Raw genomic sequence first — 19317 nt, 5'->3', positions numbered from 1 at the left:
TTTTACCGTGGCAAAATTACTAAAAAGTTGTCAGAAAGTAGGTTGAGGGATTGTTAGAAAATGATAGAGAGAGGAAAAAGGATGATAAAAAAGAGAATCGAGGGATTATTTTGTCAGGAATCGAGTACTTTCTCATTGAAGTGCTCTGTTTGGGAGCGATGTATGTCGGGGCAGATTGGTTTCTTGGGGATGCGATATGTCATATCGGATGCAAAGGGAAGAGTAAGCCGTTTCGTAGGGGCAACCAAGCCCTTTTAAACGGAAGATTATTACAGTCCATTGCAGCAGACCGTACAGTCCACTGCAATGGACTGTACGGTCTACTGTAGCGGACTATACAGTCCACTGCCGGAGTCTGTAGTAATCCGACGGACAGACAGACGTAATCGAAAGGACGAAAACGCTTAGTCCGGCTAATGAAACGACTTAGGGAGTTTAAAACGTATGCAGCGCCCGGAAGAGGGTGATTTTTAGTTTATGAGCGTTTCGACACAACTTCGACAGGTGTTTGCTTCATCTATTAAATCCCCAAGAATAAAAACCGACCCTGTTTTCCGCTTCAAGACTGATAGTATGTGTGGAAGAAGCGAATCAGATATTCAGCATTTCTAATGCTTTGTTTTCTGCCGCTTCCATTATTTCGCGTTCTCCGGGACCTTTGTCATTGATGCCGCAAAGATGCAGGATACCATGTATGATGACGCGGTGAAGTTCTCGTTCATACGGTTGGTTGAATTGCTCTGCATTCGTGCGGACAGTATCCAGACTGATGAATAAATCGCCCGAAAGACGGTTGCCGGCACAATAGTCGAAAGTAATGATATCCGTATAATAATCATGTTGTAAATATTGGCGGTTTACTTCCAGAATCTTTTCATCGGAGCAGAAGATATAAGCTATTTCACCGACTCTTTTTCCATAGTCGGCGGCAACCTTCTTTATCCATTCGGTAGTTTCCCTTTTCTTGATGGCAGGCATCCCAATGCCTTCTGTCTGATAACTAATCATACTTTTCTCATTTTTAAAGACGGGCAAAGATAGATAAAGTATTCTGATAATCCTCTTTTATCCAAAGAAAAGGTAACAAATAAAGATAGCCGAAATCACCCCTGCCAGGTCTGCCAACAGTCCGCAAGGCACCGCATGGCGGGTTTTTACGATACCTACACTGCCAAAGTAAACAGCAAGGATATAAAAGGTAGTATCCGTTGAGCCTTGAAAGATACATGCCAGACGTCCGACAAAGGAATCTGGACCGTAAGTGGTCATGGCGTCTACCATAAGTCCTCTAGCCCCACTTCCGCTTAACGGCTTCATTAAGGCAGTAGGCAGTCCGCCCACAAAATCGCTGTTGATGCCGCATAGTTTGACTGTACCTTCGATGCCGTCAATCAGATAGTCCATTGCACCGGAAGCACGGAAAACGCCAATTGCAACCAAGATTGCAACCAGATAGGGGATGATGCGTACAGCGGTGCTGAATCCCTCTTTTGCTCCTTCTACGAATGCATCATATACATTGATTTTCTTTCTCACTCCTGCTATGATGAAACCGATAATGATTAAGAATAAGAAAACGTTGGCAATGGTGGTCGAATAAATATCAATCTGTGTCCGGGAGAGGGTATTGAAAAAGTAGATGATACCTGCTACCAGGAGGCTCATTCCTCCCAGAAACAATAAGATAGTGCGGTTAAGCAAGTTTATTTTCTGGTAAATGCTGACAGTGATAATCCCTGCAAGAGTTGAGAAGAAAGTGGCAAGAAGAATGGGTACAAAAATATCTGTCGGTTGCGCTGCCCCCAGTTGGGCACGATATACCATGATACTGATTGGGATGAGTGTCAGTCCGGAAGTGTTTAAGACCAGAAACATAATCATCGGATTAGTGGCTGTGTCTTTCTTGGGGTTCAGTTCCTGTAAACCTTCCATTGCTTTCAGTCCTAGCGGTGTGGCTGCATTGTCCAGCCCCAGCATATTTGCCGCCAGATTCATAAAGATGCTCCCGGTCACCGGATGTCCTTTGGGAATCTCCGGGAAAAGTTTGCAAAACAGAGGGCTCAGCAATTTAGAGAATAAAGCGATGACTCCTCCTTTCTCACCTATTTTCATAATTCCAAGCCAGAGTGAAAGCACACCGGTCAATCCCAATGAAATCTCGAATGCAGTTTTGGAAGAACTGAAGGTTGAGTTGATAATCTCGGGGAAGACTTGGGTATCTCCCAGCAAAACGAGTCGTACCAATGCGACTGCAAAGGCGGTTAGGAAGAAGGCAATCCAAATATAATTGAGCACCATAACTGTTGTGTGTTTTTGTTATGCGAACAAAAGTACAAATAAATCCTCTAATTCGGGTAAGGATGCATGAGGGAAATTTTTAAGCGATTCTCGTAGATTGGTGAAGCCGGCATCTGATAGGTTAATTCCCTTTGTGTTATCTTTTTGGTCGGGTAATTCTATTTAATCATGACTTTATGCATATTCTTCCCCTGGTTTTTATAGAAAAAAGAAGGAAAGAGAATTTTAAAAGAACTTCTTATTCTAGAAAGAAGATGGCTGATTTGCTGTTTTTCGAGTTTCAGAGAGCCACTCTTGCGGTTGTAGAGGCGGTAAAATAGTACTTTTCGTCATATACTCTTTATTGTTGGCATAAATAAAGAGTACACTGCCTCCTTTTATTGTATTAATGATTGGTTTGGTGAGTGCCTGCGGCAATGCCGGACATCCGAAACTTCTTCCCAGTCTTCCGGACTTGCATACGGAAGGATTGGCATAAGCGGCGCCATGTACTACAATGGCACGCTCGCGTGCGCGGTCGTTGATTCCTTTCTCCAGTCCATCCAATAATAATGAATAACCATTCTTTCCTTGGTAAGTGCTTCCGGTGAGATAGAAACCGAGTGAGCTTTTATACGAACCGACCGTATTGGAGAAAGAAGTGGCATAGTTTTCTCCACTATTCTTGCCGTGTGCTACCACTGATGAATAAAGTAGCTTTCTGTCTTTCATATCGAACACGAACAAACGCTTTTCGGTCGACGGTTTGGTAAAGTCGATAAGAGTTAATACAGGTTTCTTTTTCTGTTCTATTTTGTTGTAACCTTGCACAGCTTGCCTGAATGCCAGAAAGTTTACAATCCCTCCCAAATCCATTTCTTCAAATAAAGCTTCGCCGTCCGGTGCTTCGTTTTCAGGAATGACCATATTTGCCATCTCCTCGGGGACAGATGTCCGGGTGGATACGTTACTGAATGGGAAGAAAAACAGGACTAGAAATAAAAAAGCTTTGTACATAGGTGAAAACTAAATAATGGGTGCAAAGTTACGTACATTTCTATTCCAAAACAAATATAATTGCCTCATTAACAGGTGCCCAATCAAAAATGAACTTGGCGTGTGAGGTTGCATTGCGCACGCACATGTGCGAACGGGGTGTCGTCCCTAAAGTATAGCTATACTCGATAATACCTTTTGCCGGTGCATTTGTGGGCACACCATGAATGTAGCCACCATTGTTGAAGCGGCTGGCATAAGGGGCAAAACCTCCGGTTGCGGTGGAGCCGTCTTTGAGGAAAATCATCTTTGGCTTCTTTTCTTGCAAGACAAACATACCCAGTGGTGTGGGCTGTGCATAAGGCGGCCGCCGTTGCCCTGTCGTGGCCGGATTCATGCTGCGCACCAACCATTCCCCCTCTTTTTTTCGTTCCAGGGTCGTGATATTCTGGTTGTGGCGGTCTACAAAGATAGCTTTATCAAAAACAACAGTATCAGGAATGAGCTTCACATATTTGGTAGGTGCATACCATTCTCCTCCTATATATAGAGGTGTGACTTTCGTAAACTTTCCATCCGTACCCAGATGGCGCGTCAGCAGCCCATCCAGTCCATAACGTACCGGGGTGAGCGTATCATTGAGCTCGTATAACGGCACTCCCTGGTATCGTTCCACCCCCAAAGTATCGGCCACACGTTTATAAGCATCCCGTTTAAAATTCTTGACCAGCGGAGCTTCTCCATTTCGGTTTTTATAATTCTGAAGGATACACCATTGTGATGGTTTCTGCCGGATATTCTCCAACAAGGCTAATCTCTCTTTTATCTTTTCCCATTGAAAGCAGCGTGTCGTATCCTTATAAGGATAGACATCCTCCAAAGTATGCTTGTCATAAAGCAGTTCTTTTTCTATTCTTATATCTTCAGCTGCCAGTTCCTTCACTATAATTTCGGCAGGAGTTTCGGCTATGGAATCCCGGACTTCGAAAGCGGCGGCCTGTTGCGTGTCGTTTTCCGCTTTCGAGTTGCAGGAACAGAGTACGCAGAACCCTGTCAGCCAATATATGAATTTTATCCTTTTCATAACAGATATAGGGTTTGTAGAGTTCGTTTACAAATATAATTCTTTATAAGGAATAACCATGCGTTTTTGTTTAAATCTTGTATCTTTGTGGCATAACTTTGTTATTTATATCATGAAGAAATTACCTTTCCTTTGGGGAATTATTATCATATTGCTGTTTGTTGCCGGATGTCGTCCGTCCAATCATCGTGCTTTGCTACAGCGCGCCGATTCATTGATGGCGGATTATCCTGATAGTGTCCTGTCTCTGCTTGCGCAACAGCAAGAACATTTGGCCGAGTTTTCGGAAGAAGAACTGATGAGTTATGTATGGATAAAAGCGATGGTCCATAGCGCAAGAAATATATCGATGACAGAAGATTCTTTATTGCCTAAAGCGGTGGATTACTTTCGCAAACATGGCGACCGAGAGAAAGTGATGAAAGGTTATATCCTGAAGGCGAACTACCTGAAATGGATAGACCGGCTGGATGATGCCATTGCAGAGCTGGATAGCGGAGTGGCACGGGCAAAGCAAGCCAATGACTCCGTCAATGTCCGCGACCTGCTTTATTATAAGGCGAATATTGTTTACGAGCTTCGCAGAGATTACCGTAAGGTGGTCAGCCATGTGAAAGAGGCCTTGGCTTATTCCCCTGACACTACTTCCCCTGATTTGGCAGGAATGTTTTATTTTCTCGCCATTAATCTTGGGCTGGTTGGCGACGACTCTTGCACTTATTATTATGAGAAGAGCATTGCGATGGCTGAAGCCAATAAAGATACAGCATATTTATGCCATTATATGCGGAACTATGCTTCTAACCTGATGCGTTCCGAGAAGGTGGAGAAATCAAATGCACTGATTCGCCGTGTTTGGGAGTTGATGCCGGTATATCGTGAAAAGATGGCTGTCACCCATGCAATCCTGGTTGAGAACTTTCTTTATTTGCGGCAACTTGATTCGGCTGCATATTATCTGGATATGGCGTGGCAAGCTGAAGCGAAAGCAGAGCAGCAGTCTGGTGTGAACATCAGTACACGCCTTTTGCTCTATGAATTACAGAATGTGGTGGACTACGCTATGGAAGGTAGTATCTCGACGATTAGAACCGGACGGTTTGGCGATTCCCTTATCTTGGCAGATTGGAACAAGCAGAGCACCATACAGCAACAGATGGATACAAAAATCAAGCTCGAACGTCAGAATTATACATTGATAATCGACCGTCAGCGTACACAACTGTTACTGGTCACTTTCTTATTTATCTTTGCGGTGGGTGGTTTGTGTGTTTTCTTTTATATTCGCAATCGACACCTGCGTTTGGCGGAAGCCGAAGACCGTGTCGAAACACTTACCCGGCTATTGGAAGACGCGAATAAAGCGAGTGAGTCAGAGCATGACAGCGCCTTCTTTAAAAAGATACTGTTGAAGCAACTGGGTATTATCCGTTTGGTGGCGACTGCTCCCACTTCGCAGAATCAGGACTTGCTGCGCCGCATATCGGGAATCACCAACAAGGAGGTTCCTGTAGATACTCTTTTGGTGTGGGAAGACCTTTATCAGGTTATCGATACTATTTATAGCGGATTTTATTCCCGGATGGAGACGCTTTACGGATACTTGCTTTCCGAGAAAGAAAAGCAGGTATGTTGTTTGTTGTGTGCCGACTTCTCGACAAAAGAAATCGGGGTGGTGACACAACAGAGCGTGGCCAGCGTGTATGTTCGCAAAACAGCCATCAGAAAGAAGTTGGGAATGGATGAGAAAGGAGATATTGTGGAATATATAAATAATACGCAGGCAGCATAATACGGATTTAGTCTCCATTAAGATTCGATTCGCCCTATTTAAGACTTTTATAAATCAAACTGTTTGATAATCAGTGAAATAATTCTCTCTGATTAAGACTTTTTATTTCCTGGTTTAGTCTGTTTAAGCCCCTTCTTGCTGTTACCTTTGTGCCAAACAAAACGAATTACAGAATGAAAACTTTATTACGAAAAAGACTTGTTTCCCTATTCGTCCTTTTATGTTGTACATGGGGAACAATCACGGCACAAACTTATCGATTATCAGGATGTGTGAAAGATGAGACGGGAACTCCTGTCGAAGTGGCCAATGTTATATTGCTTCACTCCACTGACAGTACGTATCTGGATGGAATGATTACCGATACGAATGGTTGCTTCCGGTTGCAAGAACCCAAAGGGAACTATTTACTGTGTATTACCCTGTTGGGCTATCAGGATTTGTCGTTGCCTCTTACCCTATCCAAAGATACTGATTTAGGCAGTTTAGTATTGAAAAACTCGTCCATAGCGATGAGTGAGGTGACTGTGACAGCCGCCAAGCCCATTATCAGGCGTGAGATAGACCGTGTTGTCTTTGATGCGGGAAACTCTATTGCCAGCGTAGGCGGTAATGCATTGGATCTCCTTCACGATGTACCCGGCTTGCGCGTGTCTCAAAGCGGGGTCGACATCATAGGAAAAGGAGGAATCAAGATTTATATCAACGACCGTGAGACCAAACTCTCCGGTGAGGAACTCATTAATTTTCTTCGCTCCTACAGTGCTTCTCAAATTAGCAAGGTAGAAGTGATTACCACTCCTCCTGCCCGCTATGATGCCGAAGGCAATGCCGGCATCCTTAACATCCGCCTCAAGGAACGTGTCAAAGACCATATCGGCGGAAACGCTTTCGGCTCTTATCTGTATGGTGAGAAATATAACTATGGGTATGGCGGCCTGAGCCTACAGTTCAATCGCCAACGCGTAACCGCTTACCTGAACGGTAGCGGAAGTTACGGTAAAACCGGCTATGTGGAGCGTAACGGGCGTTTCTATACCGACCAAACATGGCGCAGCCGTTCCGAAAGCGATTATTCTCTTTCTTCCTTTTATGTAGACGGAGGAATAGATATCGATATGGGCAGACAATGGAATATAGGTACCCAACTTACCTATATCAACAATGCTCCCAATAATGTAACCGACAACCGTACCGAAGTGCACGACATTCAGGAACTTCGTACCGATTCATTCATGCTCGGCCGTGATGATAAGGACTATTCACAGAATCGTGTGAATGTAAACTTCCACGTCGATAAGTCATGGGGAGATAAAGGACACAAGATGATATGGGATGTCGATTATCTGAAAGACAAATCCAATACATTCTTCGATTTTGATTCTGAAAGCCACCTGCCGACAGGAGAAATAATCCCCGGCTCGGAGTTTAATTATGATAAGAATCAGCACCGTACGGTAGATGTAATCTCTTCTGCACTCGATTTCATCCTTCCCGGTGACAGTTACAGCTTCACGACAGGTGCGAAAGCATCTTTCACCGACACGCGCAACCGTCTGATGTATGATAACTCCAATGTGTCTTTCACTCAAAATGACTTTTTCCGGTATAAAGAACAAATCTATGCCCTTTATGCCGACTATAGCCATAACTTTGGCTCCCATTTCTCAATGAAAGCCGGTCTTCGTCTGGAGCATACCCGGACAACAGGCATTTCCGAGTCCCAGCAGACAACGGACAAGCATGACTATACCCGCTTGTTCCCTACTTTCTATCTGATGTATAAGCCGAATGAAGATAATGTGTTGAATATGAATATATCCAGCCGCATTTCGCGTCCGGCACAGAATATGGTGAACCCTTTCCTTACTTACGAAAACAAATATAGCGAACATCGCGGAAAAGAAGACCTGAAACCCAGTTATCGCTATAATGCAGAGCTCTCTTATACCCTGAAGAACAATTTGAATTTCTCTATATTCTATTCGTATGCCACTGATGTATTCTCGCAGCGGCTGATGCTGAACGAGGAAACACATGTTCTTTCCACTTTGTGGGACAACTATATGAAAAACCGTTCTTTCGGTATTACCAACTCTTATACGTTCCGTTTGGGGTGGTTGCAGACGTTTGCCCAGCACACGTTAAAGTATAACAGGACCACTTCCAGCGCGCCCGAAACCCATCCTAAAAATTCCGGTTGGGATTATAACATCAATATCCGCAACACATTCTATCTGAATACAGCCAAAACGTTGGTTGCCAGTCTTTCCGGTTACTATTCCGGACCGGGTCATGGCCAGGTGATTCATCGGGAAGGTTCCTATGGAGCCAGTGGAGGTATCCGTTACAGTATGTTGGGCAACAAACTGAATCTGAGCCTGAATGTAAGCGATTTTTTGGTGAAGAATATGCGCGGAACCAGTTACTCCAACGGACTCTATACGAAGTTCAACAATACCTTTACCTATACGAGCTTCCGTATCGGGGTAAGCTATAACTTCGGTGCCGATATCAAACGTAAAGAACGTAACTTGAGTAACACGGATATCCAAAACCGCCTATAGTAGGGGAGACGGATTTCGCTCTCTTTATGCCTTTGTTTTTGTCACAAAGGCGGAGAACAGCTTGTCTTTCTGCCTATGGCAGGCAAGTTCGGTAATCATGTTGTAAATAAGAACGGTTAAGTGGAAATGAGATTCTTTCCTCTTAACCGTTCTTTCGATGAAATGGGGGATTTTAGACAGACCAAAGAAATAAAACCCCGGGAAATGAGATTTTTCCTCTTGGGGCGGTTAAAGACAGAGGTGAACGCCCTGTAATCATAGCGAATAGTCCCATTTTATAAAATACCTTATGCCTTCATCGTTTTATCTTCTCAATTGCAAAGGAATAAAAAAACAGACAACTTATCTTTGTCGGATGCTGTTAAGTCAGAAAAATAATTTAAAGATTAGATTACGATGATTACAATTAACCTAAAGAACAGGTGTTCAAGTAAAAAATCCCTGGCACTATTTATGCAGACGAACATTACTCATTTGAGAGAGTCGGAACAAGCTCGTACAGGTGAAACCTATGCGGCTGCATTTAATAGTTTTATGAGATTTACGAATGGCGAAGATGTATCGCTAAGTGAAATGGACTCAGACATGATGGTGGCTTATGAAGCCTATTTAAAGGGCAATGGAGTGAGCATGAATACTGTCTCTTTCTATATGCGCATCCTTCGGGCAGTGTACAATCGTGCGGTGGAGCAAGGAATTACCTTGCAGCGCTATCCTTTCAAGCATGTCTATACAGGAGTGTGCAAAACCATCAAGCGTGCCCTTCCGCTCAGTGTGATAAAGCAGATAAGGTTGTTGGAATTGCCTCCAAACTCGACTTTGGATTATGTACGCGATATGTTTTTGTTTAGTTTCTACACTCGCGGAATGTCTTTTGTAGATATGGCCTACTTGCGTAAGGAAGACCTGTCGGAAGGTATTTTATCCTATAAAAGGAAGAAGACGGGGCAATTGCTCCATATCAGGTGGGAGAGATGTATGGAAAATATTGTGAAGAAATATTCCTGGAATCGCACTGTTTATCTGCTTCCCATTCTCAAAAACAGTGGTGTGGACGAAAGAAAGCAGTATAAAAATGCCATCACTCTTATGAATCGCAGGTTGAAGGACATAGGCAGGATGGTAGGGCTTACCCATCCGTTGACGATGCACTGTGCGCGCCATTCATGGGCTAGCGTGGCGAAACATAAGCATATTCCTTTGTCTGTCATCAGCGAGAGCATGGGACATGATTCCGAAGGAACGACCATGATTTATTTGTCGTCGTTGGATACGGCTGTCATCGATGAAGCCAACAAGCAAGTATTGAAAGAACTTTTCTAAAAAAGTCTGTATCTTAACAGGATACCGTATTAGGAACAAAAAACTTCAAATCCGTCAGCCGATACGGAATCCATTGTTGGGGTAGGGTATGGCTGACAGGTTTGAAGGAAAAACAGCGCATATTATGCATGTAAAGCTATTATCTACTCGTCGATAACACTTTTCACTTCTGTATCTACATACTTACCTGGGAAATAGGCTTCCAATGTAGCTACCAACAGGCTCTTGCCAAAGCATCGGGGGCGGCTCAGACAGTACTCTTACAGCCTGTCCTTCAGCAGTTCGCTAAACAAAGTCCGATAATCAAAGTCATTCTTCAAACGTATATCAAAACTTTCCCGATTCCGGTTATAAATCTCTAATGCCGCACCTCCCGTACTTGCCATCGGCAATAGTAACGCATCGGCATGATGTTCTTTAAACAGTTCATATTCAATTTCTACTCCTTCCATGCCTCCAATAAAAATACCCGCTACATAGTTATGTGCAGGAGCAAGCATCTGCTCACGCATTTCTGTCAGACTGGCTTTGCGGTCTTTCACACCTTGGCTGAACCTTACCTGAGTCAAGATTATATGTTCCACACATTCATTGTCTGGGGGGAACATGCCCTCAAAGAAAGCAGACTGATACAGGGTCACATGCTTTTCTATCTCACAAGAACTAATTCCTACTCTTTCCAGCACCTCACGAATCAGGGGAGTTATGGAAGGATGACCTCCCCATACCAACCGGGCATGAGGAAGAATAGTGGCGGCCAATGCGCGGACTGCGTCACGGATGCCTATCATATCGGCAGTTTCATAGTATTTCGCATCCCGCTCCGGAGAAGGAATACTGGCCGACAGAAAAATATGCTTCAATTTGTTTTCCATTTTTCCAATATATGATGATATGAATATGAATCCAACTCACGGATACAAACAGTCTTTACCGGTAAGTACCCATCCAGCCATTGCAGATGTTCCATCCATTTCTTCTTCATGTACAGCTGATCGTATACCAGGCACACTTTCACCTCCTGCCTTCCTGCCTCATCCTGCAAATACTCCTGTATCCACAGTCGGGCGTCATCCATCACCTTGGCGTCAGGGATACCTATTGCGGGCACAAATAAAATCCTTTTATCTTGTTCTTCTGCATATACCACATGTGAAGGATGTAGCGTATAAGATAAATTCTCTTTTTTCAGCCAACTTATAAAAGGTCCCATCAAATTGGAAATACGGGCCTGCAAACTCCTCGCCAAAAAACGTTCTACGGCAAGGGCTATCTTTTCCTCAATCTCCTGATAACGGACAGGACACAACAAATCCATCTTTTTCATTATAATGGGCAATCCCAAGCTACCCGGTATACTCTTTCCTGCCTGTCCGTCCCCTTGGTCTGTGCACAGTAACTCTATCACTCCTATTTGCAGAACACTGGCTTCATTCAACTCTTCCTTCACCCAGTCCCGACTCATATAATTATCAGTATGCAATGCTACCATCATGTCCGCATCCATCAACTGGTGTTTCAGTTCTTGTTGGAAATCTATTCCTTTACTAATGCTGTGCGTGTCCAAAAAAACATTGAACCCATGAGCCGATAATGTATCATACAAGTGCATAGCCTGAGTAAGAGCGTCTTCCCGACAGTAACTGATAAAGACTTTCCGGTGATGGCGTAACAAATGGAACTCCTGCAAGATAAAGTTCAGAACAGAAGCCAATCGTTCTTCGGAAGTTCCGGACCCCAGGCGCATGGCATTGACAGGATGCAATTCTTTCGGCACATTCTGCCGGAACCTATCCGAACTGTTTACCACCGGTAACACAGTGATGCCCTTATCCAGCAGAGACTGTAAAACGGGAGAGTCGGTTTCAAACCTCTCCTCCCATGCCGCGCCACCGAAATAAAGTCCCACCACCGGCAAGCTGTAATCTATCTCCGAGGCCTTCTCCGACACAAGCAGCCTCACTAGTTTATGGTCTATAGACAATTCCGCCAGTTTGTCCTCTAATTGTTGCTGCAAGTCCTGAGAGACCGATTGGAGAAAAGTGGAATCTCCCAGCAACACTACCTGATAGCGGTATGCATCTATCCTACTCATAACTCCTCCCTAGCTACGATTTCTCCTTTTTCATTCACTCTCCCTACCACTTTGGCAGGACAGCCCACGACCAATGCATAGTCCGGAACATCTTTGGTCACCACGGCGCCTGCACCTACCATCGCCCATCTGCCTATGGTCACTCCACAGACAATTACCGCGCCACCGCCCAGTGACGCACCTTCCTTTATTACGGTAGGTGTCATCGTCCAGTCATCACCCGATTTCAATTGACCATCCGGAGTGATGGAACGAGGATTCTTATCATTGGTAAATACCACGGACGGACCTACAAACACCCCATCCTCCAGAGTTACTCCGTGCGGAATCATCACATTGTTCTGTATCTTCACCCGATTGCCTATCACCACATCTTCGTCGATATGAACAAAATGGTGTATCTTGCATTCCTGTCCTATGCGGCAGCGGTCACCCACTATCACAAAGTCGTCAGTCTTCACACCTTTGCCCACCTCGGCCAGAGGGCTTATCTGCACCAACAGCGTATTACGTTTCTGCTTCAGTAACATCTCATCCTTATAACGTACCTCCAGACGCTGTATCAATGCTAATGCCTCCGGAGTAGGGAAACGTCCTGCCAACTCCCGTCTATAATCTCCCAATTGCAAGAAAAACTGTTCGCCCACCTCCAGTTTGGAGTCATCTGCCGCTTCAAGCAGTTCCGGGAAGCGGGAGTGAGCCGAAGGATGCAGTACCCGGAAAGACAGCAATTCCAATTCTATCCGGCTGGAAGTCAGAATCACACCTATCTCGAAAATTCCTCCCTCGTGCATCAGTTCATCACCAGACAGTCCCAATTCTTCCTTGATACCTCGGTATAATGTTCCATACAGATTCACAGTCTTCCCATCCTCCTCCAAGTCTTTTATAGCCACAGTCTCGTCATAGCTGAAATGATAAAGGTTGGCAGCCTCGCATCCCGAACTGCGTTTTATCCACAAGGCACTTTCTTTCTGTTCTTCTTTCTGTAACAGAAAGCCTCCCATTCCCAAAGAACAGAGGAAAGGAGCATAATGAGGAATGTCCTCAACGGTATGTATATCAAAAGGATTCTCCTTGTCACCCAGAGAAGCAATCAAATTCCCATATATTTTGCTCATTACCTTGAAGGTGAAATAGTCCGAACGATACATTTTCATCGTCAATGAATGGGTTTCTATTCCGTCCGGCGATCTTTGGGCAGTAATTTCAGAAACACCGACCATCGGTCCGTTGAACATGGTAGCATGGCTTCTCAAACGTTCCAGAACATAATCCGCCACTTCACAGGCCGTCTCTTCAATGAAAGTGTCAGCGTCTTTATCATTATAATACTTCTTGAAAAAGCAGCGGAGTCTTTCCAGCATCCGTGTATCTTCCGATGCTTCGGAATAAAATCCCAGACTTCTCAGTTCCTCCCTTCTGCTCTCGGGAATTGGCAGAATATATTTTACATTGGTCAGTTGCGCGCTTATGTGTTCCGGTGACCATATCTCACTACATGTCTCAAGCTTCACATATCGGCCTGAAGGGGTCAGGTCACCGAAACAACGCTGTACAGCGGAAAGGATGCTGAACATCTCGTCCTTTTCTCCCGTTTCCGGATTATCTGCTATGGCTACACGCTGGATGCTCCACATTTCTGGATTTTTAGGTCTGGACTTAATCCCATGCGGATAAAGCAAGATTTTCTTTTTTTTCTTCAGGGCATAAGGTAGTTCCTTGTTCTGCACGAAAGTCTTTCGTACCGACGAGTTGGAGTGAATATAAAGCACCACTGCACTTTCGTCTATCCCACTCTCAACATGGGGTCTATATCTCTCTCCGCTATATTTGAAGAGGATATCCTCATCGCGCCACACCCGGTAACCGTTGTTTTTCAAGGTATATACCACTTGTTGCACAAAAGGTCTGTCGGTACTGGAATAAGAAATGAATATATCATACTTATATTCATTTTTGTTAATGAATTCATCCATAGCATATTTTGTTTTAAAGGTTTATATCCAAAGCTCTTATAATAGTCTGTATCAATCCATAATCAGGCAAAAGTTCCGGCTCGTCCAAATAGTCCTTGAAACCATTTGCCGGAATTCCCTTCTCTTCGTAAGGTATTCCCAGGCTGTTAAAAATCCCCGTTTCTTTTGCTGGGGAGTCATATTTAAGACAATGACCGTATATTTCAGGACGGTCACTGATTCTCTTCCACATTCGTCTTGCGGCAAACCCGGTGCTGGCCACAGGCACTATATTCAAGCCACTCCTATAGAAAGCATTCAGTTCCCGCTCCCAAGTCGGGGTGTCAACCAGCTCCTCGCTTTCCTTTTCGTTGCCAAACAAATAAATACAGGCCCCTATCCCCGAATAAGAAAGGGAGATGAAGTCCGCATCATCCTCTGCGGGAGGAGGCAATACCTTTTGCGTCCATGTCCTATAAGATTTCGCACCGCCTTGTTCCCATTTATTAGCTCCCATCATCACCAGTTTTCCGATATTGTTCCCCAGCTGGCTTACCGGCTGATAATCTTTCTTTCTTAACTGGTACCCCAGATGATAAAGAAAAAGCTCCGCACGTCGGGTGTCCCAGTCACCATATCCGTCGGCACTACCGGCTATGAGTACATATTTTCGGTTATACCGGTTTTCTATCTCTTTCAGAACAGGCACAAGCATTGAATAATCCTCTATGAATACGGTCTTAATCCCATAAGTCTGCAGAAAGGCGGTTTGATGCTTCTGCCTCTGCTTCAAGTATGCGTCATCTTCTTTTTTTGTGATGTAAAAATGAACGGGCATATCCTCTCCATACCTGTTCTTTATCTGGCCGAGCAGGAAATTGATATTCGGGTCCGAGAAACTGAATCCGAGAAAAAGAAAGGTTTTAGAGGCATAGTGACATTGGAATTGGTCACTGAATATTTGGTATTTGTCGTTGTATCCCTCATAGTCGCGTCTGGTTATAATCACATCATGTATCTTTGATGCCTCACCATGCATTTTATACAGGGTAGCGTCACTTCCACTTAACGGATGGATAAAATTGCTTATGCAGGTTTTCACATCTGTTCTTTTTCCTTCCGCTTTCAGTGCTTTCTCCATCAATTCGTCATAATTGGTAGTCCAATAAACAGAAACAGGAAGCCGGGACAGGATGGTGTGCCGTTCGGAATAAGTCGCTTTATCAGGAGTCATTTTATCAAACAACAATTTATTCAACGCCCCTCTGTTGCGTTCGTCGTTCACATAATATTGAGCCAGTAACGCATAGTCGCTCTCTCTGGCAACATCCAGTCTCAAATGCGCGGCTACAGGTCTCATCAGTTCGGTCCGGTCCACATAGCCGCATGTTTTGGACATACCTGCCCCTAGAAAAACAGCCGCAGTGTTCTGGTGCAATGCAGTGACATAGGCATCAATGAATTCCTCTGTTTTAGAATCAAATGTATCCATATTCCAACAAGCTCTCAAAATGCCCTGCCTTTATTTATTGCAGCCGTTCCAAACGATATATCGCATCCATTTCCTCCGCTTCGAGCACACGGTCATAGATACGTATGTTATCCAGTTTCATATCTTCTGAGAAACTGCTATAATGTCCGTCACAGTCACCGCCTATTTGTATTTTGATAGAAGAAGGTACATCGTACACGCCTTCACAGTTGGCTACAAACTTACCATCTACGTACAGTTTCTTTTCACAACTGAATCCGTCACCATTAGGAATATGGGTGAAGCCAATCATGTGCCACTTCCCATCCTGCAAAGTACTGAAGGGGTAGGAAAAGGCATACGATTTACTAAAGTCTGCCCGGTTATTGGAATAGAGTTCAAACTTGCCACTCTTTGTACGTGCTGCCAAGCAGGGGAAATCCAACGCCTTGTCTATGTTTACCGCAGACAACAGGATACCCGCTCCAAAATCTTTCACCCATAAGGTGGCAGAATAAGTAGTGTTCTTGAATAATTGGTAGGGAATATTGATGTACTGTTTTTCTTCTTTCTTCAACCAGACGGACTTTCCTCTGCCCGAAGGGGTATCCGAGAGCATCTCCGGATGATTGATAAGGGCTGCATCATAGTGGTGGGAGGTACCGTCATCACCTGTACTATTATTGAAAGTGTAATAGGCCACCAGACCTACTTGTATGGAGGTCAACTCGTCTACTGAGGGGATTTCCACATCAGGAGTTTTGGGCTTGTTGTCGTCTGAGGAAGAGCATCCCACGCAGATACCTATAGATAATAATAGGGACAGAAATAAATAATTCTTCATAGTCATTTTCTTTTTAAAGTAAGAAAGCGGGGAAAGAACCGCCCGTTGCCGGATGCGCTTTCTTTCCCCGCTTGAAAGAGTTTATAATTTCTACCTTGGGTAGAAGCTGCTTCTCACGAAGGGGAAGCAAGCTTTTACTTTATAGGTTGATTATTTTGTAGTTACAGTAACATCAAATGTACGTACCATGGTCTTGCCCCAGATATCTGTTACAGAAATCTGCATCGGAACAGTTACTTTACCACCTGTTACATCGGCAGGAGCACTATCTATGGCTGTGATTGTAGTACCGGAAACCACACCATTAGTAGCTACATTCTGGAAGTATTTAGTAGCTTCCAAAGCATCAGCAAATGCGATGTTGACATTAGCGATACGAGAATCAGCAGGAGTTGCATTCTGAACTTCAGTTCCTTCTTTCTGTGTTAATACAGTTAAACTGTTATAGCTATTGAACAATGATATAAGAGTTGCATCATCTGCAGGAATCTTATCAGCAGAAGCTACACCTGACAATTTATACTGTCCCTTTTCCGTATCCAATTTGTAATATGTATCATATGCTGTATACAAATCATTCCAGCCTTTCAATGTAATAGCATTGTCTTCAACTTCTTTAGCAGCAGCATTTTTTGCTTCATCAGTAGCTGTTTCATCTAATGCAGCTAGAACAGCATTTTTTGCTTCATCAATTGTAGCATATTCTTTGCCGTTATAATAAATAGCAGACTTCAGTTTCAAGTAGTAAGTTGGCTTATTTGTAGTTGAAGTATATGCAATATACTGATCCATAGTCATACCCATATCCATCAAATCATCAGCTTTGATAGCGATAGGTTTACCAGCTGAAGTAACAACATATCCATCGTTCATTTTCGGTCCAGCAATGTAGTCATTATATTTATTCTTTTTACCAGTAGTTGCAAACAAATTATATTCTTTATCCTTGTCAGTACCGGCAGCAACCAAAGCCTTAGTGATAGCCTTCTGGATATCAATAGTATTAGTCCCGTTCTGTCCACCGAATACAGCTGACAACTTAGTGGCATCCATGATGATTGCCTCAGCAGGAGTTTCACTGAAGATTTCACTCTTAACTTTTACCTTATAGTCAAATTTATCTATGTTCTTGTCATTGCCAAACCATGTGTAGACAGCACGGATGTTACGTTCAGTATACAACTGGTTCCATTCTGCCGCAGTCCAAGTATTGCCAATTTGAGCTTTAGTCTTCCATACATTAACAGACAATTCAGCATTCGGATCAGCTTTCTTATCGTCACCTAACCAGTTATAATTGCCATAAGCAGCCTTATCTTCAGTATCACCACCATTATCGATATAGTTCTTATAATCCATATCAATAAAGCCTTTCAAAGCAGTACCATTATTCAAGATCAGACCATCAGCCAGTTTATAAGTTACTTTACCATTCTTAACATCAACCTTACCTGTAATTTGGAATACATTGTTTTCTACAAATGCAGGAACCAATTTGATATAAGTAGCAGTTACATCGGGGTTAGAAACAGCCAATGTAGCACTAGCTGAGTAAATTATAGTAGTTGTACCCTTAGCTGAAGAAGTCAATGTAAGAACATAGTCTTTCGGTAAGAATTTCTCAGCAGTATAACCTTTCAACTCAGTAGGAGTAGCCGTAGCATCTACATCAAATCCAAATGTTACATAGTTAGCAGGATTACCACCATAAGTTGCTGTAATTTTATCTCCCTTAGCATCATAGAAGTTAACTGCAGCATTGTATGCAACATATTTCTTTTCTTCAAGAACACCATTCTGACCTTCTTCCATTGCTTCGCGAGTAGCAGTCATCTTAACGTCACCCTTCAAGAAATTATCCAACTGAACAGCAGTCAAGCCCAGATCCTTGATATTCCATCTCAATTTAGCGTCTGTAGCTTTAGCAGCCAATGTTACAGCCTTATCAGCCAAAATACCTGTAGTTTCTACACCTTGATTGATTGTAATTTCAACTACATAGTTTTCAGCCTTTTCTCCTGAACCGGCAACAGAGCCATTCAAACCTAAAGCAATCAGCTTCATGTTTACTTTGATAGAAGTTTCATTAGCCGGCATATTGGCAATATGCAATTTGCTGCCTTCCACAGACAAACCATATTTTTCTTTTTGCACTTCATTAGTCAAAGACAAGATGAAATGACCATCATATTGGTTTTTCAATGTAAAGATAGCATCCTCTGTAGTAGATGGTTTTTCGAACACATCAATGGTTTCTGCATATTTTGCAGATTTATTCACTTTGATAGTTACATCTGCGTTTGTTTTATCATCAGCCATTACAGAGTAAGCAAAAGCTGTTTTTACAGTTGTACCCTTTTCATTTGCAATAGACAAAGAGGCATTAGCTACTTGAGCGTATTTCTTCTTTGCAGTATCATAAGCAGGTTCAACTTTCAAAGCCCAGAAGCAATCATTTTCTGCTGCTCTTGTTTGCATGTATTTTTCAACATGCATCCACTGAATTTCATCCCCTTCAATCTTACCATTACCATCAAGGTCAAAACTAACAGGCATATACTCAGTTTGAATAGAAGTATTAACCGGCAATCCCTTAACAGGAGTTGAAACAGCTATATCAGCAGTTTTGCCATCTGCCCCCTGCAAAGCGAAAGCAAACTTGTCAGTCAGTTCCACGTTAGCGGGAGTTACAATCAAAGGCAAGTTACCGCCTTGTTTAACAACATCGTTTGTTTTAATATCAGCCAATGCAGGGAATTCTTTCAGCAATTCTTTTGCAAGAGCATTAGTCGCACTCCATTTTGACCAACGTGCTGTTTCAAATATAACACGAACATCACTATAAGGTGCTTCAGCTACGAATGAGTCAGAAGTAGCGGGCAAAGTAACATCCTGGAATGCACCTGTTTC

15 protein-coding genes and 1 pseudogene are annotated in these 19317 nt (G+C 43.4%); 4 read left to right on the top strand and 12 right to left on the bottom strand.

What is annotated here, in order from left to right; genetic code table 11:
• Positions 1-81: 81 nt before the first annotated feature.
• A complete protein-coding gene (locus QYT14_RS11580) occupies positions 82-258 on the top strand; it encodes a hypothetical protein (protein ID WP_237040077.1) in 177 nt (58 codons plus the stop codon).
• 333 nt (positions 259-591) lie between these two features.
• Here QYT14_RS11580 and ybeY read toward each other — a convergent pair whose 3' ends face one another.
• The 4 genes from ybeY to QYT14_RS11560 form a co-directional block, all read right to left on the bottom strand.
• Positions 592-1008: an rRNA maturation RNase YbeY gene (ybeY, locus tag QYT14_RS11575; RefSeq protein WP_288325479.1), complete on the bottom strand. Its 417-nt coding sequence runs from the start codon at positions 1006-1008 to the stop codon at positions 592-594.
• Between the two features lie 57 nt (positions 1009-1065).
• Positions 1066-2298 (bottom strand): spore maturation protein, encoded by a 1233-nt coding sequence (locus QYT14_RS11570; RefSeq protein WP_288325480.1) that lies wholly within the window; start codon positions 2296-2298, stop codon positions 1066-1068.
• A 243-nt stretch (positions 2299-2541) separates the two neighbouring features.
• Positions 2542-3294, bottom strand: coding sequence for a murein L,D-transpeptidase catalytic domain family protein (locus QYT14_RS11565; protein WP_288325481.1), 753 nt, complete (start codon positions 3292-3294; stop codon positions 2542-2544).
• Between the two features lie 40 nt (positions 3295-3334).
• Entirely contained in the window at positions 3335-4357 is a 1023-nt protein-coding gene (locus QYT14_RS11560) for a L,D-transpeptidase (RefSeq protein WP_288325482.1), read from the bottom strand.
• Positions 4358-4469: 112 nt separating this feature from the next.
• Between QYT14_RS11560 and QYT14_RS11555 the strand changes: the two genes are divergently transcribed.
• From QYT14_RS11555 to QYT14_RS11545, 3 genes are all read left to right on the top strand, one after another.
• Positions 4470-6149: a hypothetical protein gene (locus QYT14_RS11555; RefSeq protein ID WP_288325483.1), complete on the top strand. Its 1680-nt coding sequence runs from the start codon at positions 4470-4472 to the stop codon at positions 6147-6149.
• A 173-nt stretch (positions 6150-6322) separates the two neighbouring features.
• The gene (locus QYT14_RS11550; RefSeq protein ID WP_288325484.1) at positions 6323-8716 is read left to right on the top strand and encodes an outer membrane beta-barrel family protein; all 2394 of its coding nucleotides are present in this window, start codon (positions 6323-6325) and stop codon (positions 8714-8716) included.
• A 396-nt stretch (positions 8717-9112) separates the two neighbouring features.
• Positions 9113-10039: a site-specific integrase gene (locus tag QYT14_RS11545; RefSeq protein ID WP_288325485.1), complete on the top strand. Its 927-nt coding sequence runs from the start codon at positions 9113-9115 to the stop codon at positions 10037-10039.
• A gap of 143 nt (positions 10040-10182) precedes the next feature.
• Here QYT14_RS11545 and QYT14_RS11540 read toward each other — a convergent pair whose 3' ends face one another.
• The 8 genes and pseudogenes from QYT14_RS11540 to QYT14_RS11505 form a co-directional block, all read right to left on the bottom strand.
• The gene (locus QYT14_RS11540) at positions 10183-10290 is read right to left on the bottom strand and encodes an AAA family ATPase (protein ID WP_262914305.1); all 108 of its coding nucleotides are present in this window, start codon (positions 10288-10290) and stop codon (positions 10183-10185) included.
• Between the two features lie 9 nt (positions 10291-10299).
• The gene (locus tag QYT14_RS11535) at positions 10300-10914 is read right to left on the bottom strand and encodes a hypothetical protein (protein WP_288325486.1); all 615 of its coding nucleotides are present in this window, start codon (positions 10912-10914) and stop codon (positions 10300-10302) included.
• Positions 10899-12134 (bottom strand): toll/interleukin-1 receptor domain-containing protein, encoded by a 1236-nt coding sequence (locus tag QYT14_RS11530; RefSeq protein ID WP_288325487.1) that lies wholly within the window; start codon positions 12132-12134, stop codon positions 10899-10901. Before QYT14_RS11530 ends, QYT14_RS11535 begins: the two co-directional genes overlap by 16 nt.
• Positions 12131-12664 (bottom strand): acyltransferase, encoded by a 534-nt coding sequence (locus tag QYT14_RS11525; protein WP_288325497.1) that lies wholly within the window; start codon positions 12662-12664, stop codon positions 12131-12133. Before QYT14_RS11525 ends, QYT14_RS11530 begins: the two co-directional genes overlap by 4 nt.
• A 1119-nt stretch (positions 12665-13783) precedes the next feature.
• Positions 13784-14113: pseudogene (locus QYT14_RS11520) on the bottom strand (toll/interleukin-1 receptor domain-containing protein); the annotation flags it as partial.
• A 13-nt stretch (positions 14114-14126) separates the two neighbouring features.
• Positions 14127-15584 carry an SIR2 family protein gene (locus tag QYT14_RS11515; RefSeq protein WP_288325488.1) on the bottom strand — a complete coding sequence of 486 codons (1458 nt, stop codon included), beginning with the start codon at positions 15582-15584 and terminating at the stop codon, positions 14127-14129.
• A gap of 34 nt (positions 15585-15618) precedes the next feature.
• Entirely contained in the window at positions 15619-16407 is a 789-nt protein-coding gene (locus QYT14_RS11510; protein ID WP_288325489.1) for a LamG domain-containing protein, read from the bottom strand.
• A 150-nt stretch (positions 16408-16557) separates the two neighbouring features.
• The coding region (locus QYT14_RS11505) for a hypothetical protein (RefSeq protein ID WP_289307410.1) at positions 16558-19317 on the bottom strand (2760 nt) is incomplete at its 5' end.

This window comes from uncultured Phocaeicola sp., assembly GCF_948499155.1.
Lineage (GTDB): Bacteria > Bacteroidota > Bacteroidia > Bacteroidales > Bacteroidaceae > Phocaeicola > Phocaeicola faecalis.
The sequence above is the reverse complement of the archived record's forward strand: the minus strand, read 5'-3'. Positions and strand labels throughout refer to the sequence as shown.